This is a genomic window from Thalassovita mediterranea (assembly GCF_001458435.1).
GTDB lineage: Bacteria > Pseudomonadota > Alphaproteobacteria > Rhodobacterales > Rhodobacteraceae > Thalassobius > Thalassobius mediterraneus.
On record NZ_CYSF01000007.1, the window covers coordinates 469,436 to 484,687 of the forward strand.

14 protein-coding genes, 2 tRNA genes and 2 rRNA genes are annotated in these 15,252 nt (G+C 57.3%); 15 read left to right on the plus strand and 3 right to left on the minus strand.

Annotated elements, in window-relative coordinates; all coding sequences use genetic code 11:
• Positions 1-119 precede the first annotated feature (119 nt).
• Positions 120-356: a hypothetical protein gene (locus TM5383_RS09745; protein ID WP_058318826.1), complete on the minus strand. Its 237-nt coding sequence runs from the start codon at positions 354-356 to the stop codon at positions 120-122.
• Between the two features lie 131 nt (positions 357-487).
• Between TM5383_RS09745 and hisD the strand changes: the two genes are divergently transcribed.
• The 10 genes from hisD (at position 488) to TM5383_RS09795 (ending at position 6,856) form a co-directional block, all read left to right on the plus strand.
• The gene (gene hisD / locus TM5383_RS09750; protein WP_058318827.1) at positions 488-1,789 is read left to right on the plus strand and encodes a histidinol dehydrogenase; all 1,302 of its coding nucleotides are present in this window, start codon (positions 488-490) and stop codon (positions 1,787-1,789) included.
• Between the two features lie 12 nt (positions 1,790-1,801).
• Positions 1,802-2,293, plus strand: coding sequence for a UPF0262 family protein (locus tag TM5383_RS09755; RefSeq protein ID WP_058318828.1), 492 nt, complete (start codon positions 1,802-1,804; stop codon positions 2,291-2,293).
• A 32-nt stretch (positions 2,294-2,325) separates the two neighbouring features.
• The gene (locus TM5383_RS09760; RefSeq protein ID WP_058318877.1) at positions 2,326-2,784 is read left to right on the plus strand and encodes an arsenate-mycothiol transferase ArsC; all 459 of its coding nucleotides are present in this window, start codon (positions 2,326-2,328) and stop codon (positions 2,782-2,784) included.
• A 40-nt stretch (positions 2,785-2,824) separates the two neighbouring features.
• Complete coding sequence (locus TM5383_RS09765; RefSeq protein ID WP_058318829.1) at positions 2,825-3,220, plus strand: ketosteroid isomerase-related protein; 396 nt, start codon at positions 2,825-2,827, stop codon at positions 3,218-3,220.
• Complete coding sequence (locus tag TM5383_RS09770) at positions 3,217-3,813, plus strand: GNAT family N-acetyltransferase (RefSeq protein ID WP_058318830.1); 597 nt, start codon at positions 3,217-3,219, stop codon at positions 3,811-3,813. The genes TM5383_RS09765 and TM5383_RS09770 overlap by 4 nt, the downstream gene beginning before the upstream one ends.
• A gap of 58 nt (positions 3,814-3,871) precedes the next feature.
• The gene (locus TM5383_RS09775; protein WP_058318831.1) at positions 3,872-4,762 is read left to right on the plus strand and encodes a carbon-nitrogen hydrolase family protein; all 891 of its coding nucleotides are present in this window, start codon (positions 3,872-3,874) and stop codon (positions 4,760-4,762) included.
• Positions 4,763-4,845: 83 nt separating this feature from the next.
• Positions 4,846-5,064 (plus strand): translation initiation factor IF-1, encoded by a 219-nt coding sequence (infA, locus tag TM5383_RS09780; RefSeq protein WP_037209844.1) that lies wholly within the window; start codon positions 4,846-4,848, stop codon positions 5,062-5,064.
• Positions 5,065-5,640, plus strand: coding sequence for a Maf family protein (locus TM5383_RS09785; RefSeq protein WP_058318832.1), 576 nt, complete (start codon positions 5,065-5,067; stop codon positions 5,638-5,640).
• Positions 5,637-6,659 carry a ribonuclease E/G gene (locus TM5383_RS09790; RefSeq protein WP_058318833.1) on the plus strand — a complete coding sequence of 341 codons (1,023 nt, stop codon included), beginning with the start codon at positions 5,637-5,639 and terminating at the stop codon, positions 6,657-6,659. Before TM5383_RS09785 ends, TM5383_RS09790 begins: the two co-directional genes overlap by 4 nt.
• Positions 6,659-6,856, plus strand: a complete 198-nt coding sequence (locus TM5383_RS09795) for a DNA gyrase inhibitor YacG (RefSeq protein ID WP_058318834.1) — start codon at positions 6,659-6,661, stop codon at positions 6,854-6,856. The genes TM5383_RS09790 and TM5383_RS09795 overlap by 1 nt, the downstream gene beginning before the upstream one ends.
• A gap of 75 nt (positions 6,857-6,931) precedes the next feature.
• On the opposite strand, the gene TM5383_RS09800 is transcribed toward TM5383_RS09795, so the two are convergent.
• Together TM5383_RS09800 and TM5383_RS09805 are read right to left on the minus strand one after the other, a co-directional pair.
• Positions 6,932-8,224 carry an ATP-grasp domain-containing protein gene (locus tag TM5383_RS09800; RefSeq protein WP_058318835.1) on the minus strand — a complete coding sequence of 431 codons (1,293 nt, stop codon included), beginning with the start codon at positions 8,222-8,224 and terminating at the stop codon, positions 6,932-6,934.
• A gap of 186 nt (positions 8,225-8,410) precedes the next feature.
• On the minus strand, positions 8,411-9,757 hold the full coding sequence (locus TM5383_RS09805; RefSeq protein ID WP_058318836.1) for an aspartate aminotransferase family protein: 1,347 nt from the start codon (positions 9,755-9,757) through the stop codon (positions 8,411-8,413).
• A 159-nt stretch (positions 9,758-9,916) separates the two neighbouring features.
• Between TM5383_RS09805 and TM5383_RS09810 the strand changes: the two genes are divergently transcribed.
• The 5 genes from TM5383_RS09810 to TM5383_RS16880 all read left to right on the plus strand — a co-directional run.
• Positions 9,917-10,837 (plus strand): MurR/RpiR family transcriptional regulator, encoded by a 921-nt coding sequence (locus tag TM5383_RS09810; RefSeq protein ID WP_159438575.1) that lies wholly within the window; start codon positions 9,917-9,919, stop codon positions 10,835-10,837.
• A gap of 886 nt (positions 10,838-11,723) precedes the next feature.
• Positions 11,724-13,187, plus strand: a 16S ribosomal RNA gene (locus TM5383_RS09815).
• Between the two features lie 142 nt (positions 13,188-13,329).
• Positions 13,330-13,406: transfer RNA gene (locus tag TM5383_RS09820), tRNA-Ile, on the plus strand.
• A gap of 21 nt (positions 13,407-13,427) precedes the next feature.
• Positions 13,428-13,503: transfer RNA gene (locus tag TM5383_RS09825), tRNA-Ala, on the plus strand.
• Between the two features lie 484 nt (positions 13,504-13,987).
• Positions 13,988-15,252: ribosomal RNA gene (locus TM5383_RS16880) — 23S ribosomal RNA — on the plus strand; the annotation flags it as partial.

Genomic DNA, 15,252 nt, shown 5'->3' on the forward strand with positions numbered 1-15,252 from the left:
ATTGGGATCGGGTCGCTTGGAATTGCTCGAGTGCAAACATCAACCCCGCCCTCGGGTTCGGGCACGAACCTACCGTGGCAAACATTGGCTCAAGTCAGGCGCGGCCTGGGCTGACGCCCTCAGTGCAAACTCAGCAATACCTCGATATCGCGGCGGCTGAGACGGGATAGCAACTGACGATCCTCTAGGCTCAACCGACCTGCACGACCGATCAGCCCTTCGATCTGCATCGCCACCTCACTGGTGGAGCGATAATAAAGATCGGGATCGGATTTGCTCAACTCCTCCACCAGCCGCGTCAGCAGGCGCTTTTGCTTTTCACTATCCAGATCCTTGCGCTTCTCTTCCAGACCCATCGCAGTCTCCTCTCGCGTCTTTTCCAATTAGTTAGGCGCGACACAGCGTCTGCCAAGGGGCGCGACGTCGCAGGACGCTTGAGCAAAGGGCCACACCGCTATATGTGCATGACCCAAGAGCCGGAGGGACCATGCCTGTATTTCTGAACACCCAAGACCCTGATTTTGACGCCGCTTTCACCGAACTGCTGAGCGCCAAGCGCGAAGACAGCCCGGATGTGGATGATGTGGTGGCAGGCATTATTGCCGATGTACGCGCACGCGGCGATGCGGCGGTGATCGAGTTGACGGCGAAATTTGACCGGCTGGAGCTGACGCCAGACACGCTGCGTTTCTCAGAGGCAGAGATTGAGGCGCTGATCGCTGAGGTGTCGGATGCCGAACGCGCGGCGTTGGAACTGGCGGCGGAACGTATCCGTGCGTACCACGCTAAACAGATGCCGCAGGATATGCTGTGGCGCGAAGAAACTGGCGCAGAACTCGGCTGGCGCTGGACGCCGGTATCCGCCGCAGGCCTCTATGTGCCGGGCGGTCTGGCCTCTTATCCGTCCTCCGTTCTGATGAACGCGATTCCTGCCAAAGTGGCGGGCGTTGAACGTCTGGCCATCGTAGTGCCAACACCTGATGGGCAGGCCAACCCGCTGGTTCTGCTGGCGGCCAAGCTGGCTGGCGTGGACGAAATTTACCGCATCGGCGGCGCACAAGCGGTGGCGGCATTGGCCTATGGCACCGAAAGCATCCCTGCGGTGGATAAAATCACCGGCCCCGGCAACGCCTTTGTCGCGGCGGCGAAACGTCGGGTGTTCGGCAAGGTCGGCATCGACATGATCGCAGGCCCGTCGGAAATTCTGGTCATCGCGGATGAACAGGCGAACCCCGAATGGATCGCGCTGGACCTGCTGAGCCAAGCAGAACATGACGAAAGCGCGCAATCGATTCTGATCACCGACAGCCCCGCAATGGCCGATGCGGTCACCGCGGCGGTCGAAAAACAGCTGGAAACGCTGGAACGCCGTGCCATCGCAGGCCCCAGCTGGCGTGATTTCGGCGCGGTTGTGGTGGTGGATGACCTCGATCAGGCGGCGGCGCTGTCAAACCGCGTGGCGCCCGAACACCTTGAACTTTGCGTCGCAGACCCCGATGCGCTGTCGGCCAAGATCACCCACGCCGGTGCCATCTTCCTTGGCGGTTGGACGCCAGAGGCGATTGGCGATTACATTGGCGGGCCGAACCACGTGTTGCCCACCGCCCGTTCGGCCCGTTTTTCCAGCGGCCTGAGCGTGATGGACTTCGTCAAACGCACCACTTTGGCAAAAATGACACCCGAAGCGCTGCAAGCTATTGGACCTGCGGCCGAAACACTGGCAATCTCCGAAAGTCTGGAAGCGCACGGTCTGTCGGTTCGCGCCCGCTTGGACGCTTTGAATAAGTAAGGAGGCGACACAATGTCCGCACCCACCGCCCGCATCAGCCATATTGCGCTGGACGACCGTAACCTGCCGCCGCCTACGCCGGAGATCGAGCAGGAGCGGAAGGTTGCGATGTTCGACCTCTTGGAAAACAACAGCTTTGCCCTGCCGCAACGTGATGATCGCACGGTGCCCGAAGGCCCCTATCACGTTGGTCTGGCGATCAAGGACAAGCGGCTGGTGTTCGATATCAACACCGAAGACGCCGAAAAAGCGGCAGAATTCCATCTGTCGCTATCGCCCTTCCGTCAGGTGGTCAAAGATTATTGGGCCATCTGCGAAAGCTATTTTGACGCGGTGAAAAACATGCCGCCCAGTCAGATCGAAACCATAGATATGGCGCGGCGTGGGATCCACAATGAAGGGGCGCGGGTGTTGCAGGAACGCCTCGAAGGCAAGGCCGAGATTGACAAAGACACCTCGCGCCGCCTGTTCACCCTGATCTGTGTTCTGCATTTTGGTGGGTGATCGCTGTGGTTGATGGACCCCACCAGAAGCAGCTGCAGAAACTTCCTCAGTCCGTTCTCTTTTGCTGCGACCACAATTCGGTCCGCTCGCCCATGGCTGAGGGCATCATGAAAAAGTTTTACGGCACCGGCACCTATGTGCAGTCCGCTGGCGTAAAAGGTGATCTGGAAATCGACGGCTTTGCCATCGCCGTGTGCGAAGAGCTGGGTGTTGAATTGTCCCGCCATCAATCGCGCGGCTTTGAAGAGTTGCATGAATATGGCGACCATCTGTCCTCATTTGATCTGATTGTCGCACTGACGCCGACCAGTCAGGCCACCGTGCAGGATCTGACCCGCGTGTTTCATCTGGATGTGGAACACTGGCCGATCGACGACCCCGCAGGTCTGGGCGAAAACCGCAATCAGAAGCTGGACGCCTATCGCCATAGTCGCGATCAGATCGTCAATCGTCTGATTGCGCGCTGGGGGCCGCCACTGGATCCTGTATGATCGGGCGTAAACACCCATAACGCTTTGGAAAGATCCGCAGATGAACGATACGATTCGCACCTATTTCGATGCTTTCAACGCTGGTGACGTAGACGGTATGCTGGCCTGTCTCAGCGATGATGTGGCGCATCACGTCAACGAAGGTCAGGTGCGCAAGGGCAAAGAGGCATTTGCCGCCTTTTGCGCCCACATGAACCGCTGCTACCGTGAAAACCTGACCGATATGGTGATTTTCGATGCCGAAGGGGGCACCCGCGCTGCCGCAGAATTCATCGTGAACGGCACCTATTTGGAAACCGACGAAGGCCTACCGGAAGCGAAGGGTCAGACCTATCGCCTGCCTGCGGGATCGTTTTTCAGCCTTGAGGGCGGCAAGATCACCCGTGTGGTGACCTATTACAACCTTGCTGACTGGATCAAACAGGTCTCTGCATGAGCGGGGCGGAGATCCGCGTTGAGGTTCTGACTGGCGCCGCACTTGAGGCGGCGCTGGATCAGGTCGCGCAGTTGCGCATCAAGGTATTTCGCGACTGGCCCTACCTTTATGACGGTGATCTGGCTTATGAGCGGGAGTATCTGCAAACCTACCGTGACAGCGAAGGTGCTGTTCTGGTCGGTGCCTTTGACGGTGATCAACTGATCGGTGCGGCCACGGGTACCCCGATGGAGGATCACGCCGACGATTTCGCCAGCGCCTTTGCCGGTCGCGGCGAAGATCTGAGCCAGATCTTCTACTGTGCCGAATCTGTGCTGCTGCCGGAGTATCGCGGGCACGGAATCGGGCACCGGTTTTTCGACCTGCGCGAGGCACATGCGCGCGCCCTTGGTCGGGTGACCTCCAGTTTCTGCGCGGTAATGCGGCCTGAGGATCACCCGATGCGGCCCGCAAATGCCCGTGATCTGGGTCCGTTCTGGCGCGGTCGCGGGTATCAGCCGCTGGAAGGTGCCGTCGTGCATTATGACTGGACCGATCTGGGCGACAGTCAGCAAAGCCGCAAGCCGTTGCAGGTTTGGGTCAAAGACCTTTGATCCCTTCGGGATGCCTCCGGCGGGAGTATTTTTTGGAACATTGAAAGAGGGGTCCAAAATGGACAGGTTTACCGTCGCAACAGCCGCCTATCCGCTGGATTGGTTTGACGATTGGGCCGCCTATGAGGCGAAGATGCGCACTTGGGTGGGCGAGGCTGCCGGCCAAGGCGCGGCGCTGTTGCTGTTTCCTGAATATGGCGCGATGGAACTGGCATCCCTAGCAGGGGCTGAGGTCGCGGGTCATGAAACGCAGGCGCTGCGGGCAGTTGCAGGATATGTGGAACGCTCAAACGCGGTGCTGAGCGCATTGGCGCAGGAGTTTCAGGTGACCATCGTTGGCGGATCGGCCCCCGTGCTGGCGGGCGATCAGATGGTCAACCGCGCGCCGGTCTTTGGGCCGTCGGGCGATATCGCCTATCAGGACAAACAGATCATGACCCGCTTTGAACGTGAGGATTGGCAGATCTGTGGCGGTGAACCGTTGCAGGTGTTTGACACAGCTGTCGGCAAACTGGGCATTCTGACCTGTTACGACAGCGAATTCCCCTTGATCGGACGCGCCTTGGTCGAGGCTGGGGTGGAGGTTCTACTGGTGCCGTCTTGCACCGAGGGGCTGGATGGCTATTGGCGGGTGCGCATCGGCGCGATGGCGCGCGCGCTGGAAGGGCAGTGTGTTTCGGTGATGGCCTCCCTCACCGGATCGCGGCCCGAGATTTACGGGGTTGAGGAAAACACCGGCATGGGCGCGGTCTTTGGCCCGCCGGATGCGGGGTTCCCCGATACGGGCGTGATCGCCGAGGGTGTGATGAACAAACCCGGCTGGACCTATGCCCAGATCGACCTGAACGCGGTACGCGCGGTGCGTGCCGATGGGCGCGTGCTGAACGCAACGCATTGGGGCGAACAGGTGGGGCGGGACGGAAAACCGGGGCATATTTCGGTCAAATAGAGATTTGCCCTTGAAAATCTGGTAAAATGGGACCATCTAACGCGCGTCCCGCAAAAGGCGGGTCGCCAACCTAAGGAGAGACCATGGCCAAGGAAGAGATGCTCGAATTCCCCGGTGTCGTGAAGGAACTCCTGCCCAATGCGACGTTTCGGGTCGAGCTGGAAAACGGCCATGAGATCATCGCACATACGGCAGGCAAGATGCGCAAAAACCGCATCCGTGTTCTTGCAGGTGACCGGGTTCAGGTCGAAATGACCCCCTACGATCTGACCAAGGGTCGGATCAACTACCGCTTTAAATAAGTGCGCCTGATCCTCGGGTCAGGCAGCCCACGGCGCAAAGAGCTGTTGGGCCAAATCGGGGTTGTGGCGGATGACATCCGCCCGCCCGATATTGACGAAACCCCCCGAAAATCCGAACTGCCGCGTCCCTATTGCGCGCGTATGGCCCGTGAAAAAGTGCAGGCCGTACCGGCTGAGGCCGATGATATCGTGCTGTGCGCCGATACCACCGTGGCCCTTGGCCGCCGCATCATGGGCAAGCCCGACAATGTGGGGCAAGCGGCGGAGTTCCTCTTGGCCATGTCCGGCCGTCGTCACCGGGTGATCACCGCCGTGGCGGTGCGCCGTGGCGATCAGCTGTGGGAACGCGATGTCGTGACCGATGTGCGGATGAAACGCCTGTCGGACGACGAGTTGAACGCCTACCTTGCGACAAATGACTGGCAGGGCAAGGCGGGGGGCTATGGCATTCAGGGGCCTGCGGGGGTGTTTATCCCTTGGATTTCAGGCTCTTTCACCGCTGTGGTTGGCTTGCCACTGGCGGAAACTGCCGGATTGCTGACTGCGGCCGGCTACCCGATGTGGAGAGAGACATGAAGGGACGCCAGATCATTCTGGACCATCTGAACGGCCACGAGGCGGCAGCGCTGATGGTGGATGGCAAACTGCATGACATTCTGATCGACGCCGATCTGCCGCGCGTGGGCACTGTCTATCGCGCCGTTGCCGATCGCCCGATGAAAGGGCAGGGCGGTTTGTTCCTGTCCACCCCCGACGGGCAGGCTTTTCTGCGTCAGGTCAAGGGCATTTCGCCCGGTGAACGCCTGTTGGTGCAGGTCACCGGCTACGCCGAGGATGGCAAGGCGCTGCCCGTCACCTACAAGGTACTGTTCAAAAGCCGCTATGCGATTGTGACGCCGGATGCGCCGGGCCTGAACATCAGCCGCAAGATCCGCGATGACGACCTGCGCGATGTGCTCTTGGGCATTGCCCATGAGGTGATGGGCGAAGAGCCAGAGATGGGCCTGATCCTGCGGTCCTCCTGTGAAGGTGCCGAAGCAGGCGAAATCGCCGAAGACATCATGGCGATGTACGATCTGGCGCAGGCCGTGATGGCCGACCGCGAAGGCGACGCTGAGGTGTTGAGCGAAGGCGATGGTCCCCATGGTCAGGCGTGGCGCGAATGGGTGGAACCCGCTGACATCGTGACCGAGGCGGGTGGTTTTGAAACCCACGGCGTGTTGGACCAGCTAGAGGATGCGCAAACCGCGCGGGTCAAGCTGGAAGGCGGCGCCTATATGTTTGTTGAACCCACCCGCGCGATGGTGACGGTGGATGTGAATACCGGCGGCGATACCTCCCCCGCTGCGGGGCTGAAGGCCAATCTGGCCGCCGCCCGTGACCTGCCGCGTCAGCTGCGGCTGCGTGGTCTGGGTGGTCAGATCACCCTAGATCTGGCGCCGATGCCGAAACGCGATCGCCGTACGTTTGAACAATCCCTGCGCGCTGCGCTGAAGGCCGATACCACGGAAACCGTGATGGCTGGCTGGACCCCGCTGGGTAATTTCGAATTGCAGCGCAAACGCGACCGCCTGCCGCTGAAGGATCTGCTGTAATGGCCTGCCCGATCTGTTCTGCGGACACAGAGGCGAAGTATCGCCCGTTTTGTTCCAAACGCTGCGCGGACATTGATCTGGGCCGCTGGATGACCGGCAGCTACACGATTTCCACCGCGCCCAGCGACGATGACGTCGAAGAACTGGCGGATGCACTGGAAGAAGAACTAGAGAAACGCAGCCGCGATCTGCATTGATCGGCAGAGCAGGGCGTTAAAAGAAAAGGCCGGGGATTATCCCCGGCCTTTCTTGTTTCCAGCAAGGCGCCCAGATCAGACGTTCCAATAGGCCGGATATTCCGCGTCGCGCTGCGGGCGGCGGTAGATGCGGCGGCGCAGTTCATGCTCTTTGGTGATCGCTTCTTCTTTGCTGTCGGCAACCAGCCAGATCTGCAACAGCATCACACCAGCGGCGGTCATGTCGCCATCGGTCAGCACATCATCACGCTGACGGGTGTGGCGCACCAGAATGCCCTCGCGCTCCAGCTCATCGACGTAGTCGTAATCCAGAATATCCGAAACTGCGCCGGTTTCCTTGGCGGTGATCAGCGCGATCAGGGTGAATTTGTGATCATCACCTTCGCGCCATTTGATCCACGGCGTGCGTTCCGCCACCTGTTCCCCTGCCGCAAGGCGGAAGTTGTCTTCGTAAAGTGAGCTGCCGAAGGAATAGAGATAGTTGTAGTGATAGGAATGCGCGGCGCGCGGGTTAATCTCGACCAGATGGATGGCACCGTTGGGCATGACCCAAAACTCGATGTTAAAGAACTGACCGACGTAGCCAAGGGCGGCGATTTTGCCCATGTAATCTTCGATCCAGGCCTCGATCTTGGCGGCCATGGTGGTGTCGATGGAAATCGGCGGCGTCACATACCCCAGCGCCTGATGGTTGGAGAAGTAGACCTCTTCGGTCAGCGCATAATGCACGACCTTGCCTTCGGGGGTCACATAGCCCTCGTAGCAGTATTCAATCGCCTTGTTCATATCGACCAGCGTTTCCGCGATGAAGGGCGGCACGATGTCGGGCACGGTGGCGGGGTCCACACCTTCCAGATAGCTGGCGTATTGCGATGCGATCAGCTCCTGCAAACCCGTGTCTTCGCGATAGGATTTCAGCACCTCGCGCAGCTCTTCCGGCGTTTCGATTTTGAAAATCCCACGGCCGAGGCTGAGTGAGGTGTTTTTCAGCATAAAGGGCCAATGCGGGATCTTGGCGATGATTTCATCATCGGTTTCGTTCAGCGGATCGACATAATCGAAATAGAACGGATCGCTTTCCAGTGTCCGCATCAGGTATTTGTTCATGCAGTAGAGGAAAGACAGCCGCGACGGGGCTTTGTTGCCCAGACCTTCGTTGATCAGGATGTGGTGAAACGCATCCTTCTGCGCAAATCCACCGACAGAACGGATGCCCGCCGCGCGGCAGCTGTCGACGTGACGCGCGATCTCATCCGCGGCCCATGTCTCTGCCTCCATCACGTGGATATCGGCGCGGGTGCTCATCTCTTCGATGGCGTCTTTCATGTAGGGTTGCGGGCTGAGGAAACCGTAGCTGGGTTTAGACATGTGAACGACCTGTTGAATGAAACTGATGGTCGTATTTTATCGGGCCCTAGTGTGATCAGCTGGGCGGGAATCGTCCTATTTGCGTCAACATTCGACTGGTTGTGCAGTGTTCGCTGACCGCATCATAAAAAAAGCCCCCGCCAGTTTCGGGCGGGGGCGTGTCGATGTGCTTATCTGCGGATGGATTTATGCGGGGAGTGTCGCCTTCAACGCGATGTCCAATTTATCCACGACCTCGCCGATCTGATCGTCATTCATGATAAATGGCGGGGCCAGCAGGATGTGCGCGCCTGCCGCGCCATCGATGGTGCCGCCCATCGGATAGCATAGCAGTCCAGCGTCAAAGGCTGCGGCCTTGATTTTCTTCGGCAGGGCAAGAGCGGGATCAAACGGCGTCTTGGTCGCGCGATCTGCGACCAGTTCCAGCCCACGGAACAACCCGCGCCCGCGAATGTCACCAATACGAGGATGCTCACCGAAACGGTCCACCAACGCGGCCTGTAGGCGGTCGCCCATGGGCGCCACACGGTCCAGCGCGCGATCCATCGTCAACCGGCGCAGCACCGCTAGGCTGGCTGCCGCCGCGACCGGATGGCCCAGATAGGTGTGCCCGTGTTGGAAAAACCCGCTGCCGTTTTCAATAGCGGCGTAGATTTGCGCGCTACACAGCATCGCGCCGATAGGCTGATAGCCCGCGCCCAGCCCCTTGGCCACGGCGGTGATATCGGGGCTGATGCCCTCTTGTTCGCAGGCAAACAGCGTTCCGGTGCGCCCCATGCCGCACATCACCTCGTCCAGGATCAGCAGCACGCCATATTGATCGCAAATCTCGCGCACCCGTTTGAAATACCCCTCCACCGGCGGCACGGCACCGGCGGTCGCGCCCACAACAGGTTCGGCGACAAAGGCCATCACGGTGTTTGGGCCAAGGCGCAGGATTTCCGCCTCCAGCTCATTGGCGACGCGTTGGCCGTAATCAAAGGCGCTCTCGCCCACTTCGCGACCGCGATATTCATAGCAGGGGCTGATATGGGTGCTTTCCATCAACAAGGGCGCAAATTGCTGCCGTCGCCACATATTGCCGCCCACCGCCAAAACGCCCAGCGTGTTGCCGTGATAGCTTTGGCGGCGCGCAATCACATGGCGGCGCTGCGGCTGGCCGATTTCGGTGAAATATTGCCGCGCCAGCTTCAACGCGGCCTCCATCGCCTCTGACCCGCCGGAGACGAAATAAACCCGATCCAAGCCGGCGGGGGCGTGTTCGATCAACAGGTCCGCCAACTCTTCCGCCGGATCAGAGGTGAAGAAGCTGGTGTGCGCATAGGCCAGTTGTGCCGCTTGGCTCTGGATGGCCTCAATCACCGCGGGATCCGAATGACCAAGGCAAGAGACCGCCGCGCCCCCCGACCCGTCGAAATAGCGTTTGCCATCGCGGTCCAGAATATAACAGCCATCGCCCGCAACAGCGTGGGGTAGGGTCGCGTGTGTGTGGCGGGGAAAAACGTGGGAAGCAGTCGGGCTAGGGGCGGTCATCGCTGTAGGCTTTCGGTTTCGTATCAAAGAATGACCCGCATCTGATTGGGACCCGAGTCGCTTATCGTGAAACATATGTTTCAATATTGATTCTGAAAAGATACAATTGATTTGATTTGGGTCATGATCAAAGAGGGCAATATGACAGGGCGCACAAAGATGTCTGATCAGGATACGCACCGCCAAAGTGCATCCGGGCCAGCGCAGTCTGTGAACCAAACGCTACAGGACCGGATCGCGGCAGGTTATGCGGGGCTATCGACCCAGTTGCGCCGCGCTGCGGATTATGTGGCTGTGCATCCGATGGATGTGGCATCACGGTCCTTGCGGGCGATTTCGGTGGCTTCGGAACTGCCACCTGCAACATACTCCCGTCTGGCGCGCGCGTTGGGCTTTGACGGATATGAGCAGATGCGCGAATTGTGCCGGCTGACTGTGGAGCAGCGCGTCGATGGGTTCGCGGATAAAGCCAAACGGTTGGGGCAGGGGGATTCCTCGGCCGCTGGTATCATTGAACGGCAGACCAGCGCAGTCATCGCCAATATTCAGGCATTGCAGGCCGAGTTGGATCCAACCCGAATGGAGGCTGCCGCCAACGCGCTGGGCCGTGCTGGTCGGGTGGTTCTGTTTGGTGCCTATGGATCGACTGGTATTGTCGAATACCTCGCTTATCTGGCGCACTATAGCCGTGGCAACTGGATGCTGGCCGGTCGTATGGGGGGCGCAATGGGCGCGTCGCTGGTCGATATGAAGCAAGGCGATGTTTTGTTGGTGGTGACCAAATCACCATATGCGCGTCGTTCTATTGCGGCCGTGGATTTGGCGCGGCAGCAGGGGGCGCAGACGATCATCATCACCGACAGCCATAGCTGCCCGGCAATCGCACATGCGGATTTCGCGTTTATCGTGCCCTCTGATAGCCCTCAGTTCTTTTCCTCCTATGCAGCGACCCTCACTCTTTTGGAGAGTTTGATGGCATTGGTTGTGTCACGTGATCCCGAGGGGAGCAGTCAACGCATCCGCGAGATCGAGCAGCGCAATGATGCGCTAGGGGAATTCTGGTCAGACGGGGATACATAGTGCGCGGGGCATCAATGGCTCCCCACCTTGTGCGCCTTTCGGGCAGGGCATGCTGTGGAACAGAACGCTCCTTGCGCGATGCATAGGCCCAATGCGCTTGGTGTTGGTGATCTGTCAGTGCCTCCTCCTGTGTTTTGCACTGAGGACCATACTGAGGAATCGTTTACATCCGATGAATCGCGACTTTTGACGTCATTTGTGGTATTCTGCTCTCCTCAGGTTGAGGATGCGGTTGCCTGTACGCCTTAGGCGGTTTCTCTGGGCGGATAGGACGGGTGCGATTCCACTCTGGAAGCGCGTTCACGGTCGAGAAACTATGAAGTTTGACCGCCTCTCCACTTTTTCCTTCTCCTACCATTTTGATTTTGTTTGATTTTTCGGTTTATTTTAAAAAATTGTGTTTTTTCTGTAAAAAGCGCTTGCGGGTGGTTTGGAATAACCTTAGAACCCCCTTCACCGGCGGCGCTGAGGCGCACAACGGGGCAGCGGACGGCGCTACGGAGGTACACTCTGGAGGGTTCGGAAGTGAAGAAAATGAGGCAGTGATGAGCGGGCGGCGCTAGAAAGATTTAGCGCAGTCGGTTGTTTTTTGTCTCTGGTGATGACGCAAGTTGTTGCCACGCTCTTTGACATTGATGGTATCTGAAGAGATATGTGGGCGGTTTGGTTCATTCGATGAATGAATGACTGCACATATATCAACTACCTAGAACTTCGGTTCGATGATGGATAGTCAGCTTCACTGTTTGTCGGCTTTCGGTATCTTTTGGTACTGATGTCACAAGCAGAGAACGATCCAACCAGCCGGTTGGATCATTTCCAAGTCAATTGGAAAAACAGTATGTGCAGAGGTTCGAACGTCAAGGATAGCAGCGTAAGTTGCTTTCAACTTGAGAGTTTGATCCTGGCTCAGAACGAACGCTGGCGGCAGGCCTAACACATGCAAGTCGAGCGCGCCCTTCGGGGTGAGCGGCGGACGGGTTAGTAACGCGTGGGAATATACCCGACACTAAGGAATAGCCTCTGGAAACGGAGAGTAATACCTTATACGCCCTTCGGGGGAAAGATTTATCGGTGACGGATTAGCCCGCGTTAGATTAGATAGTTGGTGGGGTAATGGCCTACCAAGTCTACGATCTATAGCTGGTTTTAGAGGATGATCAGCAACACTGGGACTGAGACACGGCCCAGACTCCTACGGGAGGCAGCAGTGGGGAATCTTGGACAATGGGCGCAAGCCTGATCCAGCCATGCCGCGTGAGTGATGAAGGCCTTAGGGTCGTAAAGCTCTTTCGCCAGAGATGATAATGACAGTATCTGGTAAAGAAACCCCGGCTAACTCCGTGCCAGCAGCCGCGGTAATACGGAGGGGGTTAGCGTTGTTCGGAATTACTGGGCGTAAAGCGCGCGTAGGCGGATTAGTCAGTTAGAGGTGAAATCCCGGGGCTCAACCCCGGAACTGCCTTTAATACTGCTAGTCTTGAGTTCGAGAGAGGTGAGTGGAATTCCGAGTGTAGAGGTGAAATTCGTAGATATTCGGAGGAACACCAGTGGCGAAGGCGGCTCACTGGCTCGATACTGACGCTGAGGTGCGAAAGTGTGGGGAGCAAACAGGATTAGATACCCTGGTAGTCCACACCGTAAACGATGAATGCCAGTCGTCGGGTAGCATGCTATTCGGTGACACACCTAACGGATTAAGCATTCCGCCTGGGGAGTACGGTCGCAAGATTAAAACTCAAAGGAATTGACGGGGGCCCGCACAAGCGGTGGAGCATGTGGTTTAATTCGAAGCAACGCGCAGAACCTTACCAACCCTTGACATCCTGTGCTACATCCAGAGATGGATGGTTCCCTTCGGGGACGCAGTGACAGGTGCTGCATGGCTGTCGTCAGCTCGTGTCGTGAGATGTTCGGTTAAGTCCGGCAACGAGCGCAACCCACATCCTTAGTTACCAGCGGTTCGGCCGGGAACTCTAAGGAAACTGCCCGTGATAAGCGGGAGGAAGGTGTGGATGACGTCAAGTCCTCATGGCCCTTACGGGTTGGGCTACACACGTGCTACAATGGCAGTGACAATGGGTTAATCCCAAAAAACTGTCTCAGTTCGGATTGTCGTCTGCAACTCGACGGCATGAAGTCGGAATCGCTAGTAATCGCGTAACAGCATGACGCGGTGAATACGTTCCCGGGCCTTGTACACACCGCCCGTCACACCATGGGAGTTGGGTTTACCCGAAGGCCGTGCGCCAACCTTTCGAGGAGGCAGCGGACCACGGTGAGCTCAGCGACTGGGGTGAAGTCGTAACAAGGTAGCCCTAGGGGAACCTGGGGCTGGATCACCTCCTTTCTAAGGATGTATCTAGCAAGAAGAGCTTGCTCTTCCTCGTGATACACTTAGCAAAAGATCAACAAGTCACGTTGATCACTATATCAGGACCAGGCCGTCCTCATATCTCTTCAGGAAGACATCAGACCTACCGGTCTGGACTGGGTCGGTAGCTCAGGTGGTTAGAGCGCACGCCTGATAAGCGTGAGGTCGGAGGTTCAAGTCCTCCTCGACCCACCAAATTCCCTGTCGGGGTTTGATGGGGCCTTAGCTCAGCTGGGAGAGCGCCTGATTTGCATTCAGGAGGTCAGCGGTTCGATCCCGCTAGGCTCCACCATTTGTCTTCACTACCTTAGATCAGAGCGTTCGATTAGATCGTTAAGCACCGCAGCGTGGTTCTTAACCGTCCAATCGGACACGTTGCAGCATCAAAGATGCTGTTCATGACATCGTTTAGAGAGAAAATATCAACAACCTGTTTGATCACCGTAAGTAAGCGGATGATCTCAGTTGGTTCCTCAGTGCTCAAGTAGCCGCAAGGCGGTAGCACACTAAAATGAGGAAGGCGTGATAGAGATTGTTTCCTCGATCTCTATGCAACGTATCCCTGCTGAAACGAACAGAGTTGTCCAAGTCAAGTACACTAACCCGCAAGATCGAGAGATCTTGCATGTTCCTTACCTTCTGCGTGGGGCCGACCGACATCGGCAGCGCAGTCTTTCGGGTAAGGAGCGGGAAATAGTATGCTTTTGATCAGAAAGTGAGCATCCGGTCGAACCAGCCCGGATGTCAAAGACGCAAGTCTTACTCTTTCTGGATCAAATCAAGCGCGAGAAGGGCGTTTGGTGAATGCCTTGGCAGTAAGAGGCGATGAAGGACGTGATACTCTGCGATAAGCTTGGGGGAGCCGAGAATAGGCTTTGATCCCAGGATCTCCGAATGGGGCAACCCACTTGATACTCTGTTATTGTTAGCATCACGCTGATCAATAACCGGGTAAACCAAGTACTTAATACCTGAATACATAGGGTTTTAAGAGCGAACCCGGGGAACTGAAACATCTAAGTACCCGGAGGAAAGGAAATCAACAGATACTCCCCTAGTAGCGGCGAGCGAACGGGGACCAGCCGAGCCTTGAGAGTGACCAGAACAATCTGGAAAGATTGACCATAGTGGGTGACAGTCCCGTATGGGAAGCTCGATAGGACGTATTAAGTAGGGCGGGACACGTGAAATCCTGTCTGAACATCGGAGGACCACCTTCGAAGGCTAAGTACTCCTTACTGACCGATAGTGAACCAGTACCGTGAGGGAAAGGTGAAAAGCACCCCGACGAGGGGAGTGAAACAGTACCTGAAACCGAACGCCTACAATCAGTCGGAGGCTCCTTGCGAGCTGACGGCGTACCTTTTGTATAATGGGTCATCGACTTGGTCTCACGAGCAAGCTTAAGCCGTTAGGTGTAGGCGCAGCGAAAGCGAGTCTTAATAGGGCGAATGAGTTCGTGGGATCAGACCCGAAACCGAGTGATCTAGGCATGACCAGGCTGAAGGTAAGGTAACACTTACTGGAGGGCCGAACCCACACCTGTTGAAAAAGGTCGGGATGAGTTGTGCCTAGGGGTGAAAGGCCAATCAAACTCGGAGATAGCTGGTTCTCTGCGAAATCTATTTAGGTAGAGCGTCATCCGAATACCCCGGGGGGTAGAGCACTGGATGGGTAATGGGGCCCCACAGGCTTACTGATCCTAACCAAACTCCGAATACCCGGGAGTACTAGATGGCAGACACACTGCGGATGCTAACGTCCGTAGTGGAGAGGGAAACAACCCTGACCTCCAGCTAAGGCCCCTAATTCATGGCTAAGTGGGAAAGCAGGTGGGACGACCAAAACAACCAGGAGGTTGGCTTAGAAGCAGCCATCCTTTAAAGATAGCGTAACAGCTCACTGGTCTAAATAAGTTGTCCTGCGGCGAAGATGTAACGGGGCTCAAGCCATGAGCCGAAGCTGAGGATGCACATAGTGCATGGTAGCAGAGCGTAGTGTGACATAGTTCCATGCGTCTTTAACCTTCGTCATCGAAGGT